This is a genomic window from Mesorhizobium sp. RSR380A (genome assembly GCF_054719385.1).
On sequence record NZ_JBTTIB010000001.1, the window covers coordinates 2,146,705 to 2,166,630 of the forward strand.

Below are 19,926 nucleotides of genomic sequence, written 5' to 3' on the forward strand. Positions count from 1 at the left end.
CCGCGAAGCTGTAGCTCCACACACTGGTTTCGGATACTGCCAGAAGATGAACCTTCGCCGCATCGTCCTCATCGTCGCGCTTCTCAATCTTGCCTATTTCGGGATCGAGTTCGCTGTGGCGCTCGCCATTGGATCAGTGTCCCTGTTCGCCGACAGCATCGACTTTCTTGAAGATGCTTCCGTGAACCTCCTTATCCTGCTCGCACTTGGGTGGTCTGTGCGCTCCCGTGCGCGGGTGGGGATGGCATTGGCGCTCATCCTTCTCATGCCGGGTCTGGCAACGCTCTGGACGGCTTGGGAGAAGTTCAACGTGCCGGTGCCGCCGCAGCCCATCGCCTTGACCTTGGCGGGACTTGGCGCTCTCGCCGTCAACCTGTCCTGTGCCTACATGCTGGCCGCGCACCGGCATCGTGGCGGCAGCCTCACAAAGGCGGCCTTCCTGTCGGCCCGCAACGACGCCTTGGCCAACATCGCCATTATTGCCGCAGGGTTGGTCACGGCCTTGCTCTGGCATTCCGCGTGGCCCGATTTGGCGGTGGGATTGGGGATCGCGGTCATGAACGCCGACGCGGCCCGCGAAGTGTGGGAAGCTGCCCGTGAAGAACACCGTGCGGCGGCCTGAGAGCACGTAGAGCGGGGCTACCGGCCGCCGCTGATTGGCGCTATCGCTGTCATCCTCAGCAGCCGCGGTTGGCTCTGTGTTCGAGGCACTGTTCGAACCCGGAGGGTTCGCAAGGGCGACCGCCCGTCGGCCGGTCAGGCCGCCCCATCGGAGCCCATGAGCGAAGCGAACTGGCGTGAGATCAAAAATGGTGCCCCTAGCCGGAATCGAACCAGCACTCCTTGCGGAACTCGATTTTGAGTCGAGCGCGTCTACCAATTCCGCCATAGGGGCTCAGGCCAGGAGGCCTGGATGGGCGCGGACTATACGGTCGGAGGCCTGTTCGTCAACTGGCCAAATGCGCCGCCGTGCCCTGCTTGCGGCAAAAGCCCGCCTTTCTGTTTCATGACGCTCCTGCCATTGTGCGGCGCGGAAAATCTTTCTAGACAGACGCGCATCAAAGCGCGTTGCGTCTGGGCAACCTGCATCCAGGAGAGCCGATGCTTCGCGGACTTTACGACTGGACCTTGTCGCTGGCGGCCCGCAAATCCGCCGAATGGTGGCTGGCCTTCATCGCCTTCGTCGAAAGCTCGGTGTTTTTCATACCTGCCGACGTCTTGTACCTGCCCATGGCGTTGGCGAGGCCCGAACGCGCCTATCGCTATGCGCTGACCGCCACTGTCGCGTCGGTGCTGGGCGGCATTGCCGGCTGGCTGATCGGTTACTATGCCTACGACACGATAGCACGGCCGATGCTGGAGCACTTTGGCGGCCTTGACGCGTTCGAGAGGTGGCAGTCATCCGGCACCGGGCTGATGCTGGTGCTGCTTGTCACATCGGGTGCCGCCCACTTGCCGCCGATCAAGGTGGTCACCATTCTGGCAGGCGCCCTCCACGTCAATCTTTTCGCCTTCATCGTCTCCGCCATCCTGGCGCGTGGCGCCCGTTTCCTGCTTCTGGCCTGGCTGCTGCGCCGCTATGGCGAAGAGATCAAGGAATTCATCGAGAAGCGTTTGGGATTGATCGTCGGCGCCGGCGCCGCCGCCCTGATTTTGCTCTATATCCTCGTCAAATACGCCTTCTGACCGCCCAAGGCGGGCGGTGGGTCAGGACTATGCCGGCGGACGGCGAATTCAACGGACGAAACATGACAGCCACGATGACAGCCGATACCGGACGCCAGCGCACGCGCACCGCTTTGTTTCTCGCCGTCGCCATGGCCGCCACGGTCGGCTCCGCGCTCGCCTTCCAGCACATAGGCGGCTACATCCCCTGCCATCTCTGCCTGGAGCAGCGCACGCCCTATTATATCGGCGCCCCGCTGATGCTGCTGGCGGTGATCGCCTCGATGTTCAGCGCACCCGCATGGCTGACGCGCGGCCTGCTTGCCGTCGGCGGCCTGCTGATGCTCTACGGGCTCTATCTCGGCGTCTATCATTCGGGCGTCGAATGGGCCTGGTGGCAGGGCCCGGCCGATTGCACGGCCGGCGCCGGCCCGGTCGACACCGGCGGCAAGGGCGTGCTCGACGCGCTCGACAAATTCGTGCCGCCATCGTGCGACAAGGCAGCCCTTCGTATCCTCGGCCTGTCGCTGGCCGGGTGGAACGCCATAGCCAGCTTCATCCTCGCCGCCATCGCCTTCCGCGGCGCGCTGGCGCGCGACTAATCAAGTGCGAGGTCGCGCCATGCGGCCAGTCTCTAAATGTTGGCACCGCCCCTCATTGCCCTGCCGGGCATTTCTCCCCGTGTAGTGACGGGGAGAAAGACGCAGTCATCAATGGTTTCGCCAATCCCGAACGCTGAAAGAAGGGCGCCAGATTTGCAGCCAATTCCCTTCTCCCCGTCACAATACGGGGAGAAGGTGGCGCAGCCGGATGAGGGGCAGCACCTGACATCGGCGATTGCCCTGGCAAGGCCGATCGGGCCAATCCCTACGGCTCCAACTCCACATCCCAGTAGAGATAATCCATCCAGCTTTCATGCAGATGGTTGGGCGGGAACAGCCGGCCATTGTTGTGCAGGTCGTGCACGGTCGGCTGGTAGGGCTTCTGCAGCGGCCACATCTTGGCGTGCGCCGGCATCATGCCACCCTTCCTCAGATTGCAGGGTGAACAGGCGGCCACGACATTCTCCCACGTCGTCGCCCCGCCGCGATGGCGCGGGATGACGTGGTCGAAGGTCAGATCCTCGGGCGTGCCGCAATACTGGCACTGGAAGCGGTCGCGCAGGAACACGTTGAAGCGGGTGAATGCCGGGTGCCTCGACGGCTTCACATAGGCCTTCAGGCTGACGACGCTGGGCAGCTTCATCGAAAAGGTCGGCGAAGACACCGCATGCTCGTATTCGGCGACGATGTTGACCCGGTCGAGGAACACCGCCTTGATGGCGTCCTGCCAGGACCAGAGCGACAAGGGGTAATAGCTGAGCGGACGGTAATCCGCATTCAGCACCAGCGCAGGAAGCCCATCCGGAGATACGGCAACCGTCACTTGTTGACCTCCTCGTTCTAGAACCGATCGGCGCGGATACTGTAAGCCCGACATGACAGGGATGTGAAGCGGATTGTCATCAGCCAAAAGCGGCAAAAATGCAGGATTTTCATGCTTTTTTACGGTTTCAGGCCGGAGGTGCTGCGTCCCGGCCCCTGGTTTCGCGATAATAGGACCAGAAAAGCCGCGATGCGACACCTCGCCACGGGCTCCATGATTCGGCCAGGGCGATCAGCGTTTTCTCCGGCGGACGCGGCTCGATGCCGAGCGCGTGGCCAACCGCGCTCTGCAGCGCGACGTCGCGCGCGGGGAAAATATCGGGGTGGCCGGCGGCAAACAGGAGATAGACTTCCGCCGTCCACGGGCCGATGCCCGGCACCGCGATCATAGCCGCGATCGCCTCTTCGGCGTCGAGCGAACAGAGGTGATGCAGGTCGAGCCCCTCAACCACGGCCTGCGCAACCGCGATCAGACCGCGCTGCTTCGGCCGCGACAGCCCAGCCTCACGAAACATGTCCTCGCCGGCGGCAAGGATCGCCTGCGGCGTTAGCGGATCGACCAGTTTCACCAGCCGGCCGAAAATGGCATCGGCGCTCGCACGGGATACTTGTTGCGAAACGATAATGGAGGCCAGGCTTCGAAAGCCGGGCTCCGACAGCCGCAGCGGCACCTCGCCGGCCATGCCGCGCACCTTTTCCAGGCGCGGATCGATTGCGCAAAGCGCATCCAGCCCGCGCGCAATATCGTCCAGTGTCGCGATGCGTTGCATGTTTTCTTGTTCCTGAACCGACCTCACGGTAGCAATTGGCAAAACCGCTGCACAACCCGATTGCCGCTTGTGAGATGACGCTCCTGACATTCCGCTTCGCGCCGAGCCCGAATGGCGAACTGCATCTCGGCCATGCCTATTCGGCACTGCTCAACCAGCAACTGGCGCGTGCGGCCGGCGGCCGCCTGCTGCTGCGCATCGAGGACATCGACACGATCCGCTGCACGCCTGAATTCGAGGCTGGCATCTTTCGCGACCTCGAATGGTTAGGTCTCGAATGGGAACAGCCGGTGCGGCGCCAGGCCGAGCATTTCTCCGACTATCAGGCCGTGCTCGACCGGCTGGTCCGCGAAGACCTCGTCTACCCTGCCTTTATGAGCCGTGGCGAGATCAGGGCCTTCATCGCCGACAGTGAAAAACGCGGCCGCGACTGGCCGCGCGACCCGGACGGCGTGCCGCTTTATCCCGGCGCCGACAAGGCGCTGCCGATCAGCGAACGCAACCGCCGCATCGCCGAAAATGCGCCCTTCGCCTGGCGCCTCGACGTTAAGGCGGCGCTGGCGCGCGTCGGCACGGATTTGTCCTGGCGCGAATTCACCAACGAGACGCTTTCGGCGACGCAGCGCGTCGAGGCGCGTCCGCAGGACTGGGGCGACGTCATTCTGGCGCGCCGCGACATACCGACCAGCTATCACCTGGCCGTCGTCGTCGACGACGCCCTGCAAGGTGTGAGCCATGTCGTGCGTGGCCGCGACCTCTATTCCGCGACCGGCATCCAGCGCCTGCTGCAGGAATTGCTCGGCCTCGGCCAGCCGCAGTATTTCCACCACCGTCTCATACTCGGACCGGATGGGCGCAAACTGTCGAAGAGTTTTGCTGATACCGGCCTTGCCGCGCTGAGGCAGGCAGGCATGTCGCCGGACGATGTCAGGCGGCTGGTCGGGCTATGACTAAAGCCGGGCCAGCCCCGCCTTGAGCAGCGCCAACGCGCCGATAAACGCGAAGGCGCCGCCCAGTCCCCAGGCAACCGCGAGCTTCAGATCTCTCAGGACGATGCCATGTTCGTTCGCGGCCATGACCGCGGCGAAAAAGCCGAGCGTGAACAGCAGCGTGTTGCCGGTCGACCCAAAACCGTCCTCCTGCATGATGGCGTCGAGCGCTGAGCCGAAGAAGAAGCCGAACACGGCCACACTGGCCACCGTCATCAACAGCCAGCTTGTATCGAGATGCAACAGCATGCGCGCTCCCTGTCGAAGCCGAAACGCCATGTCGCCGGATCGATCGACAGAAGTCGATTGCCCTGACGCCGCCCTTTGAATTCGGCCACCTCCTACATCAGGATGAGCTTATGTACCAATTGTTTCACTTTGCTTGCCGGATTGAACCGCATTAGAGCAATTGCCGTATTTGTCTCTTCACCGAATCGGACCTCTCCACCGGAAACGGCTTCCCCGAAATGCACAGTCTCAAGCGGTTCATCCCCGCCTCGTTTGTCGTCCTGTGGGCGACAGGTTTCATAGGCGCGCGCTACGCCATGCCCTGGGCGGAGCCCTTCACCTTTCTGGCCGCCCGCTTTGTCATCGCCGCCTTGCTGCTCGCCGGCCTGATGCTCGTGCTTGGCTCGAAGCGAGCCACAAGGGTAGAAGCGCTTCACGCCACGGTCTCTGGCATCCTCATGCATGGCATCTATCTCGGCGCGGTGTTCTGGGCGATCCACAGGGGCATGCCCGCCGGGCTTTCGGCGCTGATCGTCGGCCTGCAACCGCTGATCACGGCCGTGCTTGCCGGCCGGTTCCTCGGCGAGGCCATCCTGCCGCGCCACTGGGCCGGCCTTGCCGTCGGCCTTGTGGGGGTGATCATCGTGCTGTGGCCGAAGCTCGGCGCTCTCGGCGGCGGCGTTACGCCCGAAACCCTGTCGGCGTCGCTGGTCTCGGTGCTGGGCATGAGCGCCGGGACCATCTGGCAGAAGCGCTATGCCTCGGGTGGCGACCTGGTGGCGGCGACGATGTGGCAATATATCGGCGGCGGCTCGCTGATGATCCTGGCTTCGCTGGCCCTTGAGACCCACACGGTGATCATCAACGGCGAACTGATCTTCGCCATGGCCTGGCTGGTCCTGGTGCTGTCGATCGGCGCCATCTTCTTGCTGATGGTGATGATCCGCGACGGCGAGATGTCGAAGGTCGCGTCGCTGTTCTACCTGGTGCCGGTCGTCACCGCTGTCATCGCCTGGGCGCTGTTCGGCGAACGGCTCAGCCTCGTGCAGATCGTCGGCATGGCAATCGCGACGCTCGGCGTCGGGCTGGCCACGGCTCGGCCAGCCAAAACCTAGCTGCCGACACGTGCGCGCGCTTCGAGAAAGCGGCTGATCGCGGCGTTGAGTTCGCCGCCGAGGATGAAGATTGCCGACAGCATATAGAGGAAAACCACGGCGATCATGATCGAGGCAAGCCCCGCATAGGTCGTCACATAGGACGAGAAGTGATCGAGATAGGTCGCGAACATGGTCGAGCCGACAAGCCACGCAGCCAGAGTGAAGATGATGCCAGGCACCAGCGAGACAAAGCGGCGCTTGCCCGCCGGCAGCCAGTAGTGGACGGCAAACAAGCCACCAATGATGACGGTTGAGGCGATGACGTAGCGCCACAGCGTGATCGTGCCCGTATAGGGTTTGATCCACTCGAAATGAGCTTCCGCCAGCCGCGCCAGCAAAGGCGCAAAGACCAGGAGCACGCTGATCGCCAGGAAACCGGCCGTCGCGATCAGCACGAAGAAAATGCTCTGCACCCGGCGGTAGATGATGCCGCGCGTTTCGGCGACGCGGTAGGCGCGGTTGAGCGAGGTGCGCAGCGCCTCGATGCCGTTGGAGGCGAAATAGGCCGCCAGAAGCACGCCGTAGGTCAAAAGATCGGTGCGCCGCACGGTCAGCACGTTGAGCACCTCGCGCGCGATAGGCTTGGCGATCTGTTCGGGCCAGGTGTCGAAGACCAGGTGCACGGCAGTATCGGCGAACGCCTGCGCACCGAGGAAGCTCGCCAGCGTGGTGGCGAAGATCAGGAACGGGAACAGCGCCATGAGCGAAGTGATCGCCAGATGGCTGGCCATGGCCCAGCCGTCATCGGTGTTGAAATGGCCAAGCGCGTCATAGAGCACGCGGCGCAGCACGACGATATTCCGCATCAAGAGCCGCGTTCCCTTCGATTGTCTCGACGCCGCGAATATGGGAAGGGATTGTGGCAAATGGCAACCCTTGCTCAAACCACGATGCCGCCTGCCAAAGAGTTGCGCACCATCATCGTCACCGGCGCCTCGTCCGGGATAGGCGCCCACTGCGCCCGTGCGCTGAAGGCGGATGGCTGGCGCGTGTTTGCAACGGCGCGCAAGCCGGATGACATAGCCGCACTTGAAGCCGACGGCATCGAGGCCTTTTATCTCGACTACCGTGAGCCGGATTCCATCGCAGCACTTGCGGCATCGGTGCTGGAGCGGACAGGCGGACGCCTCGACGCCCTGTTCAACAACGGCGCCCATGCACAGCCCGGCGCCGTGGAAGACCTGCCGGTTGCGGCATTGCGCGAGCAGTTCGAGGCCAATTTCTTCGGCTGGCACGACCTCACCCGACGCATCGTACCGGTAATGCGTCGCCAGGGACATGGCCGCCTCGTTCATTGTTCCTCGATCCTTGGGCTAGCGCCGGTGCCTTTTCGCGGCGCCTACTCAGCCTCCAAGCACGCGCTCGAAGGCCTGATGCTGTGCATGCAGCAGGAACTCAGGGGCAGCGGCATCCATGTCTCGCTGATCGAACCGGGGCCGGTGACCTCGAAAATCGCCAGCAACGGGCTGTTCTGGTTCCTGAAAAACATCGACCACGAGAATTCCGTCCACCACGTCGCCTATGCCGCGCAGCTGGCGCGGCTTCGGGCCGGCGGCAGCTCATCACGGCTGAAAAAGGGGCCGGAGGTGGTCTATGCGGCCTTGCGCCATGCACTTCTGTCGCGGCGCCCGCGCCCGCACTATGTGGTAACAGTGCCGGCCAGGATTGGCGTGATGCTCAAGCGCATCCTGCCGGCATCGATGCTCTACCGCGTTCTGGCCGGACGCGCCTGATCGCAACAGAACTGGGAACAGATCATGGCAACCGTCATCAAAGTCCTCCTCGTCCTCGTCATGGTCGCCGTGGTGATCGTGCTTGTCCGCGGCCTCATCAACATGATGCGCGGCGGCTCCGGTGTGAGCTCGAACAAGCTGATGCAGGCACGCGTGCTGCTGCAGGCGCTGGCGTTGGCACTGATCCTGCTGGTGGTGTATTTCACCCGCAAGTGACGGCCGTTCGGGAGGCGACGTGGTCAAGCTCAACAAGATCTACACCCGCACCGGCGATGACGGCACCACTGGCCTCGGCACCGGTGAACGCAGGCTGAAATCCGACCTGCGCGTCGATGCCTACGGCACCGTCGATGAAGCCAATGCCTGCATCGGTATCGCCCGCCTGCACACAGCGGCAAGTTATCCCGCCATCGACGCCATGCTGTCCCGCATCCAGAACGATTTGTTCGACCTCGGCGCCGATCTCGCCGTGCCCGACGACGGCAAGCCGCTGGGCTACGAGCCGCTGCGCATCATCGCCTCGCAGACCGACCGCGTCGAAAAGGATATCGACCTTCTCAACAAGGATCTGCAGCCGCTCAAATCCTTCGTGCTCAATGGCGGCACGCCGGCGGCGGCAGCACTTCATCTTGCCCGCACCGTGGCGCGACGGGCCGAGCGGATCATGGTGGCGCTGGCGCAGGACCCGGCCGAACATGTCAATCGCGAGGGGCTGAAATACATAAACCGCGTCTCGGACTTTCTGTTCGTCGCCGCTCGTGCGGTCAATGACAACGGAAATGCCGACGTGTTATGGGTGCCCGGCAAGAACCGCTGAATTTTCGAAGGCGGGAAAGGGCTTGGGGCATGTTCATCCCGCTTTACGACTCCAACAGGTTGCGCCACATCCGGCTGCAATATGTGACGATCGGCCTGATCGCGGTCAACGCGCTTGTGTTTCTCATCACCACGATCGGCGGCGAAAATTTCAACAACGCAGCCGTGCTCGGCTTCGGCTTCATTCCTTCGGTTGTCCACGACACGGCAGAACTCTCGCCCCAATTCGTCGTCATTCCCGAGAGCCTGAGTTACCTTACCTATGCCTTCCTGCATGCCGATATCTTTCATCTCGGCGGCAACATGCTGTTCCTGTGGGTGTTCGGCGATAATGTCGAGGACGCACTCGGCCACATCCGCTACCTCATCTTCTACCTGCTTTGCGCCATCGCCGGCGCCTTCTTCCAGGGGCTCGTCGCCTGGAGTTCGGAGGTTCCGCTGATCGGTGCCTCCGGCGCCATTGCCGGCGTCGTCGCCGCCTATCTGGTCCTCTACCCCCGGGTGAAAGTGTGGGTGCTGGTCTTTGCCCGGATTCCGCTGCGTATCCCGGCCTTCATCCCGCTGATCCTGTGGATCGGCTTCCAGGTGGTGATGTTTGCCGCCGGCGGCGAAAACCAGATATCCTGGGCCTGCCATATTGGCGGCATCATTGCCGGTGGCGTGCTGGTGCTCATTATGCGCAGCCGCGGCGTGCCGCTGCTCGCCGGTGGCGACGGCGAGCCGCAACCCGCCGATCAGCCAGCCGCTTCTACTGGGCCGGCGCCAGCCGGTCCCGCTCCCGTGCAACCTGAGACGCGTTGGGGCCGGGGTGGCGCTTCCGGTCACAAGTGAACCGATTTGGGTGGTTTGGCCGCTGCCGTGGCATATTGACGTGTTGCGTCGCCACAACTACGGAGAGCGCCACCGCTAGGCGGCAGAAGACCAGAATTCGTCCGGCCAGGATTCCGTTTGGCCGGAATTCAGTCAGGAATGTCGGCTTTCGACAACTCTGCGGAGGCGCACGCTGCTATAGCGCGCCCGGATATCTCAGGAGAGGTGACAGACAATGAAGATCCTTGTGCCCGTGAAGCGGGTTGTGGATGCGAACGTCAAGGTTCGCGTCAAGGCCGATGGTTCGGCGGTGGAACTCGCCAACGTCAAGATGGCGATGAACCCGTTCGACGAGATCGCGGTGGAAGAGGCGCTCCGGCTGAAGGAAGCCGGCAAGGCCGAAGAGATCATCGTCGTTTCGGTCGGCCCGCAGCAGGCGCAGGAAACGCTCCGCACCGCGCTCGCCATGGGCGCCGACCGCGCCATCCTGGTCAAGACCGACGAGCAGACCGAGCCGCTCGGCGTCGCCAAGGTGCTGAAGGGCGTCGTTGACGCCGAACAGCCCGGTCTCGTGATCCTCGGCAAGCAGGCGATCGATGATGACTCGAACCAGACCGGCCAGATGCTGGCCGCCCTGCTCGGCTGGGCACAGGGCACTTTCGCCTCCAAGGTCGTGATCGACGGCGACAAGGCCAAGGTGACGCGCGAAGTCGACGGCGGCCTGCAGACGGTGGAACTGAAGATGCCGGCGATCATCACCGCCGATCTTCGCCTCAACCAGCCGCGCTATGCCTCGCTGCCCAACATCATGAAGGCCAAGAAGAAGCCGCTCGACGAAAAGAGCCCGGCCGATTACGGCGCCGACGTCAAGCCGCGCCTGAAGGTGCTCAAGACCGAGGAGCCCAGCGGCCGCAAGGCGGGCGTGAAGGTCAACAGTGTCGCCGAACTGGTCGACAAGCTCAAGAACGAAGCCGGCGTGCTCTGAGACTGGAAGGAACAGATAAAATGACCATTCTCCTCATCGCAGAACACGACAACGCCAGCCTTTCCGACCAGACCGCGAAGGCGCTCTCGGCGGCGCTGCAGATCGGTTCGGACGTGCATGTGCTGGTCGCCGGCAAAGGCGCCAAGGGCGCGGCCGACGCCGCTGCCAAGCTCGAGGGCGTGAGCAAGGTGCTGCTGGCCGAGGCCGACGAACTGGCCGAGCGCCTCGCCGAACCGCTCGCCGCACTCGTTGTCTCGCTGGCCGGCGCCTACGACACCATAATCGCGCCGGCGACCTCGTCGGGCAAGAATGTCGCGCCGCGCGTGGCGGCCCTGCTCGATGTCGCGCAAGTCTCCGAGATCATCGAAGTGGTTTCACCAGACACGTTCAAACGGCCGATCTATGCCGGCAACGCCATCCAGACGGTGCAGTCGAGCGACGCCAAGAAGGTCATCACTGTGCGCACCGCCTCCTTCCAGGCTGCCCCGGAGGGCGGCTCGGCAGCTGTCGAGACGGTCAAGGCCGCGGCCAATCCCGGCCTCTCCACTTTCGTCGAGAACAAACTCTCGGAAACCGACCGTCCGGAGCTGACCTCGGCCAAGATCATCATTTCGGGCGGCCGCGCGCTCGGTTCCTCGGAAAAGTTCCAGGAAGTCATCCTGCCGGTCGCCGACAAGCTCGGTGCAGCCGTCGGCGCCTCGCGCGCTGCCGTCGACGCCGGCTACGCCCCGAATGACTGGCAGGTCGGCCAGACCGGCAAGGTCGTGGCGCCTGACCTCTATATTGCCGTCGGCATTTCCGGCGCCATCCAGCACCTTGCCGGCATGAAGGATTCGAAGGTCATCGTCGCCATCAACAAGGACGAAGAGGCGCCGATCTTCCAGGTTGCCGATTATGGCCTGGTCGGCGACCTGTTCGTCATCCTGCCGGAACTGCAAAAGGCGCTTTGACGCTTTCTGCCAAAGCGTATTAAATTGTGAAAGGGTGGGGTAGACGAAGCTGCCCCACCCTTTTAGTTTGCACTGCACAAAAAGCAGGCCGCAAAGGCCTTTTCGACGGGATCGCTGCAAATGGCCAAGATCGAGACGATCGGCATCATCGGCGCCGGCCAGATGGGCGGCGGCATCGCGCATGTATCAGCACTTTCGGGTTTCAAGGTGCTGATCTACGACGTCTCGCCCGACCGTATCGAGAAGGGTATTGCCACGGTCAGCGGCAACATGGCCCGCCAGGTCGGCTCCGGCAAGCTTGAGGAAAAGCTGCGTAACGAAGCGATGGCGCGCATTTCCGCAGCCCCCACCATGGCTGATCTCGCCGGTGCCGATCTGGTGATCGAGGCGGCGACCGAGGACGAGACGGTCAAGCGCAAGATTTACGCGCAGCTCTGTCCCCAGCTCAACCCGGAAGCCATTCTGGCGACCAACACCTCGTCGATTTCGATCACCCGGCTTGCGGCGCAGACCGACCGTCCCGAGCGTTTTATCGGCATACATTTCATGAACCCCGTGCCGCTAATGAAGCTGGTCGAACTGGTGCGCGGCATCGCTACCGAGGATCAGACCTTCGAGGCGGCCAAGGCCTATGTGAAACAGCTCGACAAGACGATCACCGTCTCTGAAGATTTTCCGGCCTTCATCGTCAACCGCATTCTGTTGCCGATGATCAACGAGGCGATCTACACGCTCTATGAGGGGGTCGGCTCGGTCGATGCCATCGACACCGCCATGCGGCTCGGCGCCAACCATCCGATGGGACCGCTGCAGCTCGCCGATTTCATCGGCCTCGACACCTGCCTGTCGATCATGCAGGTGCTGCATGACGGCCTGTCGGATTCGAAATATCGCCCCTGCCCGCTGCTGGTGAAATATGTCGAGGCCGGCTGGCTCGGCCGCAAGACCGGGCGCGGCTTCTACGACTATCGCGGCGAGCATCCGGTTCCGACGCGCTAACCACCAGAACGAAAGTTCCGTGCTCCCTCAGGACGCCGCTGCAAGCGGCGGCTCTGCTTGGCCGCTTGACCCGGTATCGTCAGGCGCCACGGAAACACAGCCGCGGCCGGCGGCCTTGGCCGCATAGCAGGCAGCATCGGCCCGGGCGATGATCTCGTCGACTTCACCGCTGTTGCTGTGGATTGGCGCCAGCCCGATGCTGGCATCGATCGCATGCGGCCGGCCGTCCCAGCTGAACTGCAGGCCGCGGATGGCGTCGATGACCGAGCGTGCGGCAATCCTGGCGCCGGCGCTCGGCCCGGCTTTCAGGATGACCGCGAATTCGTCGCCGCCGAGGCGGGCCACGATATCCTCCGGCCCAAGCGCACCGCGAATGGCCTCGGCAACCCGCTTCAGCAAGGCGTCGCCGGCGGCGTGCCCGCCAGTGTCGTTGACCAGCTTGAAATGGTCTAGATCGATGAACATGAAATGATGTTCGCCCGCCGGCCTGGCTGTGCCGGCCTTGCGGCTCCGGTCGACCAGTTCCTCCATGGTGCGGATAAAGCTCGAACGGTTGGCAAGGCCAGTCAGCGCATCATGCGCCGCGGCATAGGCGAGCTGGCGCTGCAAGGCGCGCGCATCGGTGAAGTCCTGGAAGACAATGACAAGACCGCAGAACTCCTGGCGGTCGTTCATGATCGGCGACACCACCTGGCGGATGCTGCAGCGTGTGTCGTCGCGACGGATGAGGACGGCGCGACTGTTCTGGTCGACAGGGCTGGCGCTGCCGAGCGCCGGCCGCGTCATGCCGATCCTTTGCCCGGTTTCTTCGTCCACCGCCCAGTAGACATGGCCAAGCGTCTTGCCGAGCGCCTCCGCGCCAACAACGCCGGTGAGCTTTTCGGCGACCGGGTTCATGAAGGTGATGCGGTTGGCGGCATCGGTGCAGATGACGGCGTCGCCGATCGACTGCAGCGTCACCCTCAGCCGCTCCTTCTCGTCGGCCAGCATTGCCGCCGATACGATGAGGCTTTCCTCGGTTTGCTTGCGCTGGGTGATGTCGGTCAGGCTGCCGATGGCCCTGACCAGCCGTCCGTCCTTGTCGCGTTCGAGCGTCTTGCCGCGGTCGAGGATCCAGACCCAGTGGCCATCCTTGTGGCGCATCCGGAACTCGGCTTCGAAGAACGGTGTCCTGCCCTCCAGATGGGCACGATCGGCTTCGGCGACGTTTTCGCGATCGTCGGGGTGGATCATCGCCAGCCAGCGGTCGGGGTCGCCGTCCAGTTCGCCATCGGCATAGCCCAGCATCTTCACCCAGGTGGCGGAGTAGGTGGTGCCGCCCTTCCGCATATCAAGATCCCAGACGCCTTGTCCGGCGCTGGCCAGGGCAAAATTCCAGCGCGTTTCGGCTTCGGCTATGCGCGCCTCGGATTGCTTGCGCGCATCGATATCCTCGATCTGGGAGACCAGGTAGAGCGGGCTCCCGCTCTTCTCGTCGCGAATGACGGAACCGGCAAGATGGGCCCATACCGGCGTGCCGTCCTTCCTGAGGTAGCGCTTTTCGAAGTGGAAGGCGTTGACGGTGCCCGCCCGCATGCCGTCCATCGTCTCACGGCCGATCTGCACATCGTCGGGATGGGTGATCTGGAAGAAGGTCAGCGCCTCGATCTCCTGCTTGCTATAGCCGAGCATGGCGGCGAAGGCCGGGTTGGTTTCATGGATGCGGCCGTCGAGGCCGACAATGGCGATGCCGATCGCCGAATCCTCCATGGCGCGGCGGAAACGCTGCTCGCTTTCGGCGATCTGCCGGCGGTCGTCCAGTATCCGGTAAATGAACAGGGCGGCGAGAATCAGCGCAACGGCGGCGACCGGCACCGATATCTGCAGGCAGAGTTTCAGCACTTCGGCGCTGACATCGAGCCCCGACAGCAGGAGCGCGACCACGGCAGCGCAAAGCCCTCCGGCCGCAAGCACCAAAGCCACGTGACTGTCAGCCCGCAGGCTTTTTCGCTCTCGTCGCATCACTGTGCATGCCACCCCATGCGCAACACATTTCTGCAAAAAACACTGGATGATCGATTTTAAGGAAAGGTTGCGCCGGAGCCACCGGCAACACGGTGAACCCGCAAACAATTCCCGGCATGATTAAGGATCGGTGATTATTGGGCGATCTTGGACGGCCCGGTCACCAGCGCACGAAGAACCGTCCCCCGAGCGCGCCCAGACCGGCGAGGACGGCGATGGCGAGCGTGTACCAGGTGGCGACGAAAAGCGGCGAATCGTCGAAGCAGTGCGCGGCGTAGAAGGTCGCCGCCAGGCCGCCGGCGAGCAGTCCCGCGACCGCCCCGGCCAACACCGGCCGCGTCGGCGCTCCATAGCGCAGCATCCACAGGAAGACGGCAAGCGGGCCGATTCCGATCAGCGGGATGAAGCCCATGCAGATCATCATGTTGGAGCCGACCATGCGCGTGCTCCACATCGGCTCCGGCACCATGAACAGTTCGAGAGCCACCGCCACGGCCACCAGCAGCGGCGCCGCCAGCATCCAGGCCGCGGCTCTTGCCGTCGAAGCGCCCGGCGTCGACAACGCCCGGACCAGGCCAAAGGCGGTGACGGCGAGCACGATGGTGAACACGAACTTCGCCAGGAACCGCATCGTGTGCATGGCGGTCATGATGTCGGGACGCGGGCCGATGGTGAGAAAGAAGACCAGAGCCGCGATCACCGCCGCGGCTGCCGCCGCCATCAACCAGGCCGAGCGCAGCGGCATCGCCTTGCTGCTTGTGTCGGCGTCGAGTGCCTTGATGAGATCCTCCGTCCTCATGTCACTGCCGCCCGAAGCGCCCCTGCCCAAATCGCTTGGCGATCGCGGCAAGCCCGCGATGCAGCGACACCCGCACCGCCGTCTCGCTGACGCCGAGCCTGGCCGCCGTCTCGCCGATGGAGCGGCCGTCGACCGAGATCGAAGAAACGACGGAACGCTGCGCAGCCGGCAGTCCGTCCAGCGCCCGGTTGATGTCGCGTTCGCTGACGGTCTCGGTTTCCGGCTCGGCAAAGGTCTCGGCGATCTCGTCGATCTCGATTTCGATGCGCCGTCCGCGCCGCCGGAAAGCATCGATCAGCTTGAAGCGGGCTATCGCATAGATCCATGGCAACACCGGCGCGTCCTGGCGCCAGGTATGCCGTTTCACATGAATGGCCAGCAAGGTTTCCTGCACAACATCCTCGGGATCGACCCCGCCCTGTACGATCTTGCGCCTCGCAAAGCCGCGAACCAGCGCGGCGATCCGGTGCAAAAAGTCGGCGTAGGCCCCTTCATCTCCCGCGATCGCGGCCCGCATCAGCCGGGAAAGCTCGGCCTCATCCTTGCCGCTCACAAGAGTTCACTCCCCGATCTTCGCGCCTCGGCACCGATTTGTTACGTGTCCGGCGAAATGATGTCCAAGCCAAAGTGCCGCAAAATCACGAAAGTTTGCGGGAGCGGCGACCGATTGAAGCAGCCGAGCAATGTTGACTACTGCTGTCAGGTATCGATAGGTGCAGCCTGCGAAACCAGAACCACCGAGATTGAGGATGACGCCATGAGATACACGCTCTCCACCCTAGCGGGGGCCACAGCGCTGGCCGTGAGCATGATCGCCGGGCCGGCGATGGCCGCGGATGCCGGCATCATCGTCTACAACGCCCAGCATGAGAGCCTGGCCAAGGAATGGGTCGAAGGTTTCACCAAGGAAACCGGCATCAAGGTCACGCTGCGCAATGGCGGCGACAGCGATTTCTCCAACCAGATCGTCGCCGAGGGCGCTTCTTCGCCGGCCGACGTGTTCCTGACCGAAAACTCGCCGGCGATGGCCATGGTCGAAGCGGCGGGCCTTTTCGCGCCGGTCGACGCCGACACGCTGGCGCAAGTCCCGGCCGAGTTCCAGCCGAGCAGCGGCAAATGGGTGGGTGTCGCGGCGCGCAGCACCGTCTTTGCCTACAACAAGACCAAGCTCACGGCCGAAAAGCTGCCCAAATCGATGCTCGATCTCGCCGATCCCGCCTGGAAAGGCCGCTGGGCAGCCTCGCCTTCCGGCGCCGATTTTCAGGCCATCGTCAGCGCGCTGCTCGAGCTCAAGGGCGAAGCCGCAACCGCCGACTGGCTGAAGGCCATGAAGGAGAATTTCACCGCCTACAAGGGCAACGGCACGGTGATGAAGGCGGTCAATGCCGGCGAGATCGAAGGCGGAATCATCTACCACTATTACTATTTCGGCGATCAGGCAAAGACCGGCGAAAACAGCAAGAACGTCGAACTGCATTATTTCAAGAACCAGGATCCCGGCGCTTTCGTCTCGATCTCCGGCGGCGGCGTGCTCGCCTCGAGCAAACACCCGAAGGAAGCCCAGGCGTTCCTCAAATGGGTGACCGGGAAAGGCGGCCAGGACGTGCTGAAGACCGGCACGTCCTTCGAATACGCTATCGGCAAGGACGCGCAGTCCAATCCCAAGCTGGTGCCGCTGGCCGACCTGCAGGCGCCGAAGGTCGATCCGGCGACACTGAACTCCAAAAAGGTGACGGACCTGATGACGGCAGCCGGCTTGCTTTAGGCTGGGTTCGTCCTAAAAGGGCAACGATTGCGCTCCTGCCGGACTTTCCGCAGGAGCGCTCTGTTTTCGAGATGGCATTGTCCATGACAACACATTGCGTTTCCGGCCGCGCCTGCGGCGCCCCCGCCCCGGCGGCAGTGGCGCGGTCGAGCTGATGCAAACTGCGGTCGATCTCGCACGTTCAGGCCAGACAGTCGGGCGGTCCCGCCGGAAGCCCATGTCCTGGATCGCGCTTGCCGCCATAATTGTCTCGCTGCTGTCGCTGCTGCCGCTGGCGTTCATCATCTGGATCGGTGTGCAGATCGGCTGGGACACTGCTTCGGCCCTGGTCTTCCGGCCGCGCGTCGGCGAACTTCTGGTCAACACCGTGCTTCTGGTGGCGCTCACCGTGCCGATCGCCACCGTGCTGTCGGTGACGCTGGCATGGCTGACCGAGCGCAGCGACCTGCCCGGCGCCCGCCTGTGGGCTTGGCTGTCGGTGGCGCCGCTCGCCATCCCCGCCTTCGTGCATTCCTACGCCTGGATCACCATGGTGCCGACCTTGCACGGCCTGTGGGCCGGCGTGCTGGTCTCGGTTCTCGCCTATTTCCCGTTCCTCTATCTGCCGCTGGCGGCGGCTCTGCGCCGGCTCGATCCTGCTTTGGAGGACGCAGCCGCAGCACTCGGCCTTGGACCATGGCGGGTGTTTTGGCGTGTCGTGCTGCCGCAGCTGAGACTGGCCATTTGCGGCGGCGCGCTGCTGGTCGGCCTGCATCTGCTGGCCGAATACGGCCTCTACGTCTTCATCCGCTTCGACACTTTCACCACGGCGATCGTCGACCAGTTCCAGTCGACCTTCAACGGTCCCGCCGCCAACATGCTAGCCGGCGTCCTGGTGACTTGCTGCTTCGTGCTGCTCGCGCTGGAGGTGCTGGTGCGCGGCGAGGAACGCTATGCCCGTGTAGGCTCGGGTGCCGCGCGCCGCCAGCAGCGCACCAGGCTCGGGCGCGCCACGCTGCCTTGCCTGGCTCTGCCTGCCATCACCACGCTGCTCGCCATCGGCGTGCCCTTCGTCACCATCGGCCGCTGGCTGGTCGCTGGCGGCGCCGATGTCTGGCGTTTGGACGAGATCGGCCTGGCGCTTGGCCAGACGCTGTTCCTGGCGCTGGCCGGCGCCTTGCTTGCGACCATCGCCGCCATGCCGATGGCCTGGATCTCGATCCGCGCGCCGGGACCGCTGCAGCGGCTGCTCGAAGGCTGCAACTACATTGTCGGTTCGCTGCCCGGCGTGGTCATCGCGCTGGCCTTGGTCACCATTACCGTGCGCATCGCCATGCCGCTCTACCAGACGCTGTTCACAATCCTGGTCGCCTATGCCCTGATGTTCCTGCCGCGCGCCTTGATCAGCCTCAGAGCCTCGATCGCACAGGCGCCGGTCGAGCTCGAACGCGCCGCCGCCAGCCTTGGCCGGCCGCCGCTGAAGGCGCTTTGGTCGACAACGATTCGCCTGTCGGCGCCGGGGGCTGCGGCCGGCATGGCGCTGGTCGCGCTCGGCATCATGAACGAGCTGACCGCCACCCAGATGCTGGCGCCCAACGGCACGCGCACGCTGGCCATGGCGTTCTGGTCCTATAGCGGCGAGATCGACTATGCCTCCGCCGCCCCTTACGCCTTCATCATGGTGGCGATGTCGCTGCCGCTGACCTGGCTGCTCTATGTCCAGTCGAAACGGATGGCCGGGCGATGAGCTTTCTCGAAATCAGCGGCCTTACCAAGCAGTATGGTCCGGTGGCCGCCCTTGCCGGGGTCGACCTCAGCGCCGCCAGCGGCAGTCGCACCGCCATCGTCGGCCCGTCCGGCTGCGGCAAGACCACCTTGCTGCGGCTGATCGCCGGCTTCGAGGCGCCGGACCAGGGCCGCGTCGTGCTCGACGGCGAAGTGCTGGCCAATGGCGGCCATGCGGTGCCCGCGTATCGCCGCGGCATCGGCCTGGTGGCGCAGGACGGCGCCCTGTTCCCGCATCTCAGCATCGCCGACAATATCGGCTTCGGCATGGCCCGCGGCGAGGACCAGCGCGCCGAGCGCATCGCCGAGCTCGCCTATACCGTTGGGCTCGACAAGGCGATCCTCAAACGCCGTCCGCATCAGCTTTCCGGCGGCCAGCAGCAGCGTGTGGCGCTGGCGCGCGCCATGGCGATGAAGCCCAGGCTGATGTTGCTCGACGAGCCGTTCTCGGCGCTCGACACGGGGCTGCGCGCCTCGATGCGCAAGGCCGTGGCCGAACTGCTCGAAGCGGCCGGCATCACCACCATCCTGGTCACCCACGACCAGGCCGAGGCGCTGTCCTTCGCCAGCCAGGTCGCGGTGATGCGCGACGGAAAGTTCTCGCAGGTCGGCGCGCCGCGTGAGCTCTATATGCAGCCGAAGGACCGCATGGTCGCCGAGTTTCTTGGCGACGCCATCATCTTGCCGGCAAAGATTTCAGGCGGCTTCGCCACCTCCTCGCTCGGCCGCATCGCCGTCGACTCGAAGGAGCGGCGCGACATCGCCCGCATCATGCTGCGACCGGAGCAGGTGCAGGTAAAGCGCACGTCGCGCGAAGGCATGTCGGGTCCTGCGGGCACGATCTTCGCCGAGGTGACGGACTCGGAATTCGCCGGCTCGATGTGCACCATTGCGGTGCGGTTGTTGAACAACCCCGATCCGCCCGACGCCGCGGCGATCGGCAGCACGCCGCTGATCCTGCGCAAACCGGGTATCGACGCGCCTTCCGTCGGCGAGATCGTGCGCCTGACCGTCTCCGGCAAGGCGCATGTCTTCGCCTGAACTGCCGATGCGTCGGATTGGCGCGAG

At 64.0% G+C, this 19,926-nt stretch carries 22 protein-coding genes and 1 tRNA gene; 15 read left to right on the forward strand and 8 right to left on the reverse strand.

From position 1 onward, the window contains the following. The first annotated feature begins 46 nt into the window (after positions 1-46). Entirely contained in the window at positions 47-622 is a 576-nt protein-coding gene (locus tag ACYG9Z_RS10310; protein WP_023673757.1) for a cation transporter, read from the forward strand. Between the two features lie 188 nt (positions 623-810). On the opposite strand, the gene ACYG9Z_RS10315 is transcribed toward ACYG9Z_RS10310, so the two are convergent. Beyond that, positions 811-895: transfer RNA gene (locus ACYG9Z_RS10315), tRNA-Leu, on the reverse strand. A 206-nt stretch (positions 896-1,101) separates the two neighbouring features. On the opposite strand from ACYG9Z_RS10315, the gene ACYG9Z_RS10320 reads away from it, so the two are divergent. Both ACYG9Z_RS10320 and ACYG9Z_RS10325 read left to right on the forward strand, forming a co-directional pair. After that, entirely contained in the window at positions 1,102-1,686 is a 585-nt protein-coding gene (locus ACYG9Z_RS10320) for a YqaA family protein (protein WP_023751706.1), read from the forward strand. Positions 1,687-1,748: 62 nt separating this feature from the next. After that, complete coding sequence (locus ACYG9Z_RS10325; protein ID WP_023714966.1) at positions 1,749-2,267, forward strand: disulfide bond formation protein B; 519 nt, start codon at positions 1,749-1,751, stop codon at positions 2,265-2,267. 265 nt (positions 2,268-2,532) lie between these two features. Here ACYG9Z_RS10325 and ACYG9Z_RS10330 read toward each other — a convergent pair whose 3' ends face one another. Together ACYG9Z_RS10330 and ACYG9Z_RS10335 are read right to left on the reverse strand one after the other, a co-directional pair. Next, positions 2,533-3,090, reverse strand: a complete 558-nt coding sequence (locus ACYG9Z_RS10330; RefSeq protein ID WP_008874122.1) for an HNH endonuclease — start codon at positions 3,088-3,090, stop codon at positions 2,533-2,535. Positions 3,091-3,217: 127 nt separating this feature from the next. After that, a complete protein-coding gene (locus ACYG9Z_RS10335) occupies positions 3,218-3,859 on the reverse strand; it encodes a DNA-3-methyladenine glycosylase family protein (RefSeq protein WP_023685318.1) in 642 nt (213 codons plus the stop codon). A 74-nt stretch (positions 3,860-3,933) separates the two neighbouring features. On the opposite strand from ACYG9Z_RS10335, the gene gluQRS reads away from it, so the two are divergent. After that, a complete protein-coding gene (gene gluQRS, locus ACYG9Z_RS10340; RefSeq protein ID WP_023685319.1) occupies positions 3,934-4,809 on the forward strand; it encodes a tRNA glutamyl-Q(34) synthetase GluQRS in 876 nt (291 codons plus the stop codon). Here gluQRS and ACYG9Z_RS10345 read toward each other — a convergent pair whose 3' ends face one another. Continuing rightward, the gene (locus ACYG9Z_RS10345; protein ID WP_023671677.1) at positions 4,810-5,097 is read right to left on the reverse strand and encodes a hypothetical protein; all 288 of its coding nucleotides are present in this window, start codon (positions 5,095-5,097) and stop codon (positions 4,810-4,812) included. Positions 5,098-5,315: 218 nt separating this feature from the next. Between ACYG9Z_RS10345 and ACYG9Z_RS10350 the strand changes: the two genes are divergently transcribed. After that, positions 5,316-6,191: a DMT family transporter gene (locus ACYG9Z_RS10350; RefSeq protein ID WP_031193215.1), complete on the forward strand. Its 876-nt coding sequence runs from the start codon at positions 5,316-5,318 to the stop codon at positions 6,189-6,191. Here ACYG9Z_RS10350 and ACYG9Z_RS10355 read toward each other — a convergent pair. Further along, positions 6,188-7,039: a YihY/virulence factor BrkB family protein gene (locus ACYG9Z_RS10355; protein ID WP_023671675.1), complete on the reverse strand. Its 852-nt coding sequence runs from the start codon at positions 7,037-7,039 to the stop codon at positions 6,188-6,190. The two genes, ACYG9Z_RS10350 and ACYG9Z_RS10355, sit on opposite strands and share 4 nt — an antisense overlap. Before the next feature lie 60 nt (positions 7,040-7,099). Between ACYG9Z_RS10355 and ACYG9Z_RS10360 the strand changes: the two genes are divergently transcribed. The 7 genes from ACYG9Z_RS10360 to ACYG9Z_RS10390 all read left to right on the forward strand — a co-directional run bounded on the left by ACYG9Z_RS10360 (position 7,100) and on the right by ACYG9Z_RS10390 (position 12,526). Further along, positions 7,100-7,966, forward strand: a complete 867-nt coding sequence (locus tag ACYG9Z_RS10360; RefSeq protein ID WP_081732471.1) for an SDR family oxidoreductase — start codon at positions 7,100-7,102, stop codon at positions 7,964-7,966. A gap of 24 nt (positions 7,967-7,990) precedes the next feature. Further along, on the forward strand, positions 7,991-8,182 hold the full coding sequence (locus ACYG9Z_RS10365) for a twin transmembrane helix small protein (protein ID WP_023671673.1): 192 nt from the start codon (positions 7,991-7,993) through the stop codon (positions 8,180-8,182). A gap of 19 nt (positions 8,183-8,201) precedes the next feature. After that, the gene (locus ACYG9Z_RS10370; protein ID WP_023671672.1) at positions 8,202-8,783 is read left to right on the forward strand and encodes a cob(I)yrinic acid a,c-diamide adenosyltransferase; all 582 of its coding nucleotides are present in this window, start codon (positions 8,202-8,204) and stop codon (positions 8,781-8,783) included. A 29-nt stretch (positions 8,784-8,812) separates the two neighbouring features. Beyond that, positions 8,813-9,613: a rhomboid family intramembrane serine protease gene (locus tag ACYG9Z_RS10375; RefSeq protein ID WP_023685321.1), complete on the forward strand. Its 801-nt coding sequence runs from the start codon at positions 8,813-8,815 to the stop codon at positions 9,611-9,613. Between the two features lie 214 nt (positions 9,614-9,827). Beyond that, positions 9,828-10,577 (forward strand): electron transfer flavoprotein subunit beta/FixA family protein, encoded by a 750-nt coding sequence (locus ACYG9Z_RS10380; RefSeq protein ID WP_023685322.1) that lies wholly within the window; start codon positions 9,828-9,830, stop codon positions 10,575-10,577. Between the two features lie 20 nt (positions 10,578-10,597). Next, positions 10,598-11,527: an electron transfer flavoprotein subunit alpha/FixB family protein gene (locus ACYG9Z_RS10385; RefSeq protein ID WP_023685323.1), complete on the forward strand. Its 930-nt coding sequence runs from the start codon at positions 10,598-10,600 to the stop codon at positions 11,525-11,527. A 120-nt stretch (positions 11,528-11,647) separates the two neighbouring features. Then, positions 11,648-12,526, forward strand: a complete 879-nt coding sequence (locus ACYG9Z_RS10390; protein WP_023671668.1) for a 3-hydroxybutyryl-CoA dehydrogenase — start codon at positions 11,648-11,650, stop codon at positions 12,524-12,526. 27 nt (positions 12,527-12,553) lie between these two features. On the opposite strand, the gene ACYG9Z_RS10395 is transcribed toward ACYG9Z_RS10390, so the two are convergent. The 3 genes from ACYG9Z_RS10395 to ACYG9Z_RS10405 all read right to left on the reverse strand — a co-directional run bounded on the left by ACYG9Z_RS10395 (position 12,554) and on the right by ACYG9Z_RS10405 (position 15,882). Next, the gene (locus tag ACYG9Z_RS10395; RefSeq protein ID WP_050586831.1) at positions 12,554-14,488 is read right to left on the reverse strand and encodes a PAS domain S-box protein; all 1,935 of its coding nucleotides are present in this window, start codon (positions 14,486-14,488) and stop codon (positions 12,554-12,556) included. Between the two features lie 202 nt (positions 14,489-14,690). Next, positions 14,691-15,329, reverse strand: a complete 639-nt coding sequence (locus ACYG9Z_RS10400; protein ID WP_023671666.1) for an NrsF family protein — start codon at positions 15,327-15,329, stop codon at positions 14,691-14,693. Position 15,330: 1 nt separating this feature from the next. Beyond that, positions 15,331-15,882 (reverse strand): sigma-70 family RNA polymerase sigma factor, encoded by a 552-nt coding sequence (locus tag ACYG9Z_RS10405; protein ID WP_023751704.1) that lies wholly within the window; start codon positions 15,880-15,882, stop codon positions 15,331-15,333. 204 nt (positions 15,883-16,086) lie between these two features. Here ACYG9Z_RS10405 and ACYG9Z_RS10410 point away from each other — a divergent pair, with 204 nt between their 5' ends. The 3 genes from ACYG9Z_RS10410 to ACYG9Z_RS10420 all read left to right on the forward strand — a co-directional run bounded on the left by ACYG9Z_RS10410 (position 16,087) and on the right by ACYG9Z_RS10420 (position 19,899). Beyond that, positions 16,087-17,094 carry an iron ABC transporter substrate-binding protein gene (locus ACYG9Z_RS10410; protein WP_023751703.1) on the forward strand — a complete coding sequence of 336 codons (1,008 nt, stop codon included), beginning with the start codon at positions 16,087-16,089 and terminating at the stop codon, positions 17,092-17,094. Between the two features lie 154 nt (positions 17,095-17,248). Then, positions 17,249-18,820, forward strand: coding sequence for an ABC transporter permease (locus tag ACYG9Z_RS10415; protein WP_023751702.1), 1,572 nt, complete (start codon positions 17,249-17,251; stop codon positions 18,818-18,820). Further along, a complete protein-coding gene (locus tag ACYG9Z_RS10420; RefSeq protein WP_023751701.1) occupies positions 18,817-19,899 on the forward strand; it encodes an ABC transporter ATP-binding protein in 1,083 nt (360 codons plus the stop codon). Before ACYG9Z_RS10415 ends, ACYG9Z_RS10420 begins: the two co-directional genes overlap by 4 nt. The last annotated feature ends 27 nt before the right edge of the window (positions 19,900-19,926 follow it).

What these genes read in the sequence shown, in the direction of transcription:
- ACYG9Z_RS10310 (WP_023673757.1), top strand. Translation starts at nt 47, where the DNA reads ATGAACCTTCGCCGCATCGTCCTCATCGTCGCGCTTCTCAATCTTGCC.
- ACYG9Z_RS10320 (WP_023751706.1), top strand. Translation starts at nt 1,102, where the DNA reads ATGCTTCGCGGACTTTACGACTGGACCTTGTCGCTGGCGGCCCGCAAA.
- ACYG9Z_RS10325 (WP_023714966.1), top strand. Translation starts at nt 1,749, where the DNA reads ATGACAGCCACGATGACAGCCGATACCGGACGCCAGCGCACGCGCACC.
- ACYG9Z_RS10335 (WP_023685318.1), bottom strand. Translation starts at nt 3,859, where the DNA reads ATGCAACGCATCGCGACACTGGACGATATTGCGCGCGGGCTGGATGCG.
- gluQRS (WP_023685319.1), top strand. Translation starts at nt 3,934, where the DNA reads ATGACGCTCCTGACATTCCGCTTCGCGCCGAGCCCGAATGGCGAACTG.
- ACYG9Z_RS10345 (WP_023671677.1), bottom strand. Translation starts at nt 5,097, where the DNA reads ATGCTGTTGCATCTCGATACAAGCTGGCTGTTGATGACGGTGGCCAGT.
- ACYG9Z_RS10350 (WP_031193215.1), top strand. Translation starts at nt 5,316, where the DNA reads ATGCACAGTCTCAAGCGGTTCATCCCCGCCTCGTTTGTCGTCCTGTGG.
- ACYG9Z_RS10355 (WP_023671675.1), bottom strand. Translation starts at nt 7,039, where the DNA reads ATGCGGAATATCGTCGTGCTGCGCCGCGTGCTCTATGACGCGCTTGGC.
- ACYG9Z_RS10360 (WP_081732471.1), top strand. Translation starts at nt 7,100, where the DNA reads ATGGCAACCCTTGCTCAAACCACGATGCCGCCTGCCAAAGAGTTGCGC.
- ACYG9Z_RS10365 (WP_023671673.1), top strand. Translation starts at nt 7,991, where the DNA reads ATGGCAACCGTCATCAAAGTCCTCCTCGTCCTCGTCATGGTCGCCGTG.
- ACYG9Z_RS10375 (WP_023685321.1), top strand. Translation starts at nt 8,813, where the DNA reads ATGTTCATCCCGCTTTACGACTCCAACAGGTTGCGCCACATCCGGCTG.
- ACYG9Z_RS10380 (WP_023685322.1), top strand. Translation starts at nt 9,828, where the DNA reads ATGAAGATCCTTGTGCCCGTGAAGCGGGTTGTGGATGCGAACGTCAAG.
- ACYG9Z_RS10385 (WP_023685323.1), top strand. Translation starts at nt 10,598, where the DNA reads ATGACCATTCTCCTCATCGCAGAACACGACAACGCCAGCCTTTCCGAC.
- ACYG9Z_RS10390 (WP_023671668.1), top strand. Translation starts at nt 11,648, where the DNA reads ATGGCCAAGATCGAGACGATCGGCATCATCGGCGCCGGCCAGATGGGC.
- ACYG9Z_RS10400 (WP_023671666.1), bottom strand. Translation starts at nt 15,329, where the DNA reads ATGAGGACGGAGGATCTCATCAAGGCACTCGACGCCGACACAAGCAGC.
- ACYG9Z_RS10410 (WP_023751703.1), top strand. Translation starts at nt 16,087, where the DNA reads ATGAGATACACGCTCTCCACCCTAGCGGGGGCCACAGCGCTGGCCGTG.
- ACYG9Z_RS10415 (WP_023751702.1), top strand. Translation starts at nt 17,249, where the DNA reads ATGCAAACTGCGGTCGATCTCGCACGTTCAGGCCAGACAGTCGGGCGG.
- ACYG9Z_RS10420 (WP_023751701.1), top strand. Translation starts at nt 18,817, where the DNA reads ATGAGCTTTCTCGAAATCAGCGGCCTTACCAAGCAGTATGGTCCGGTG.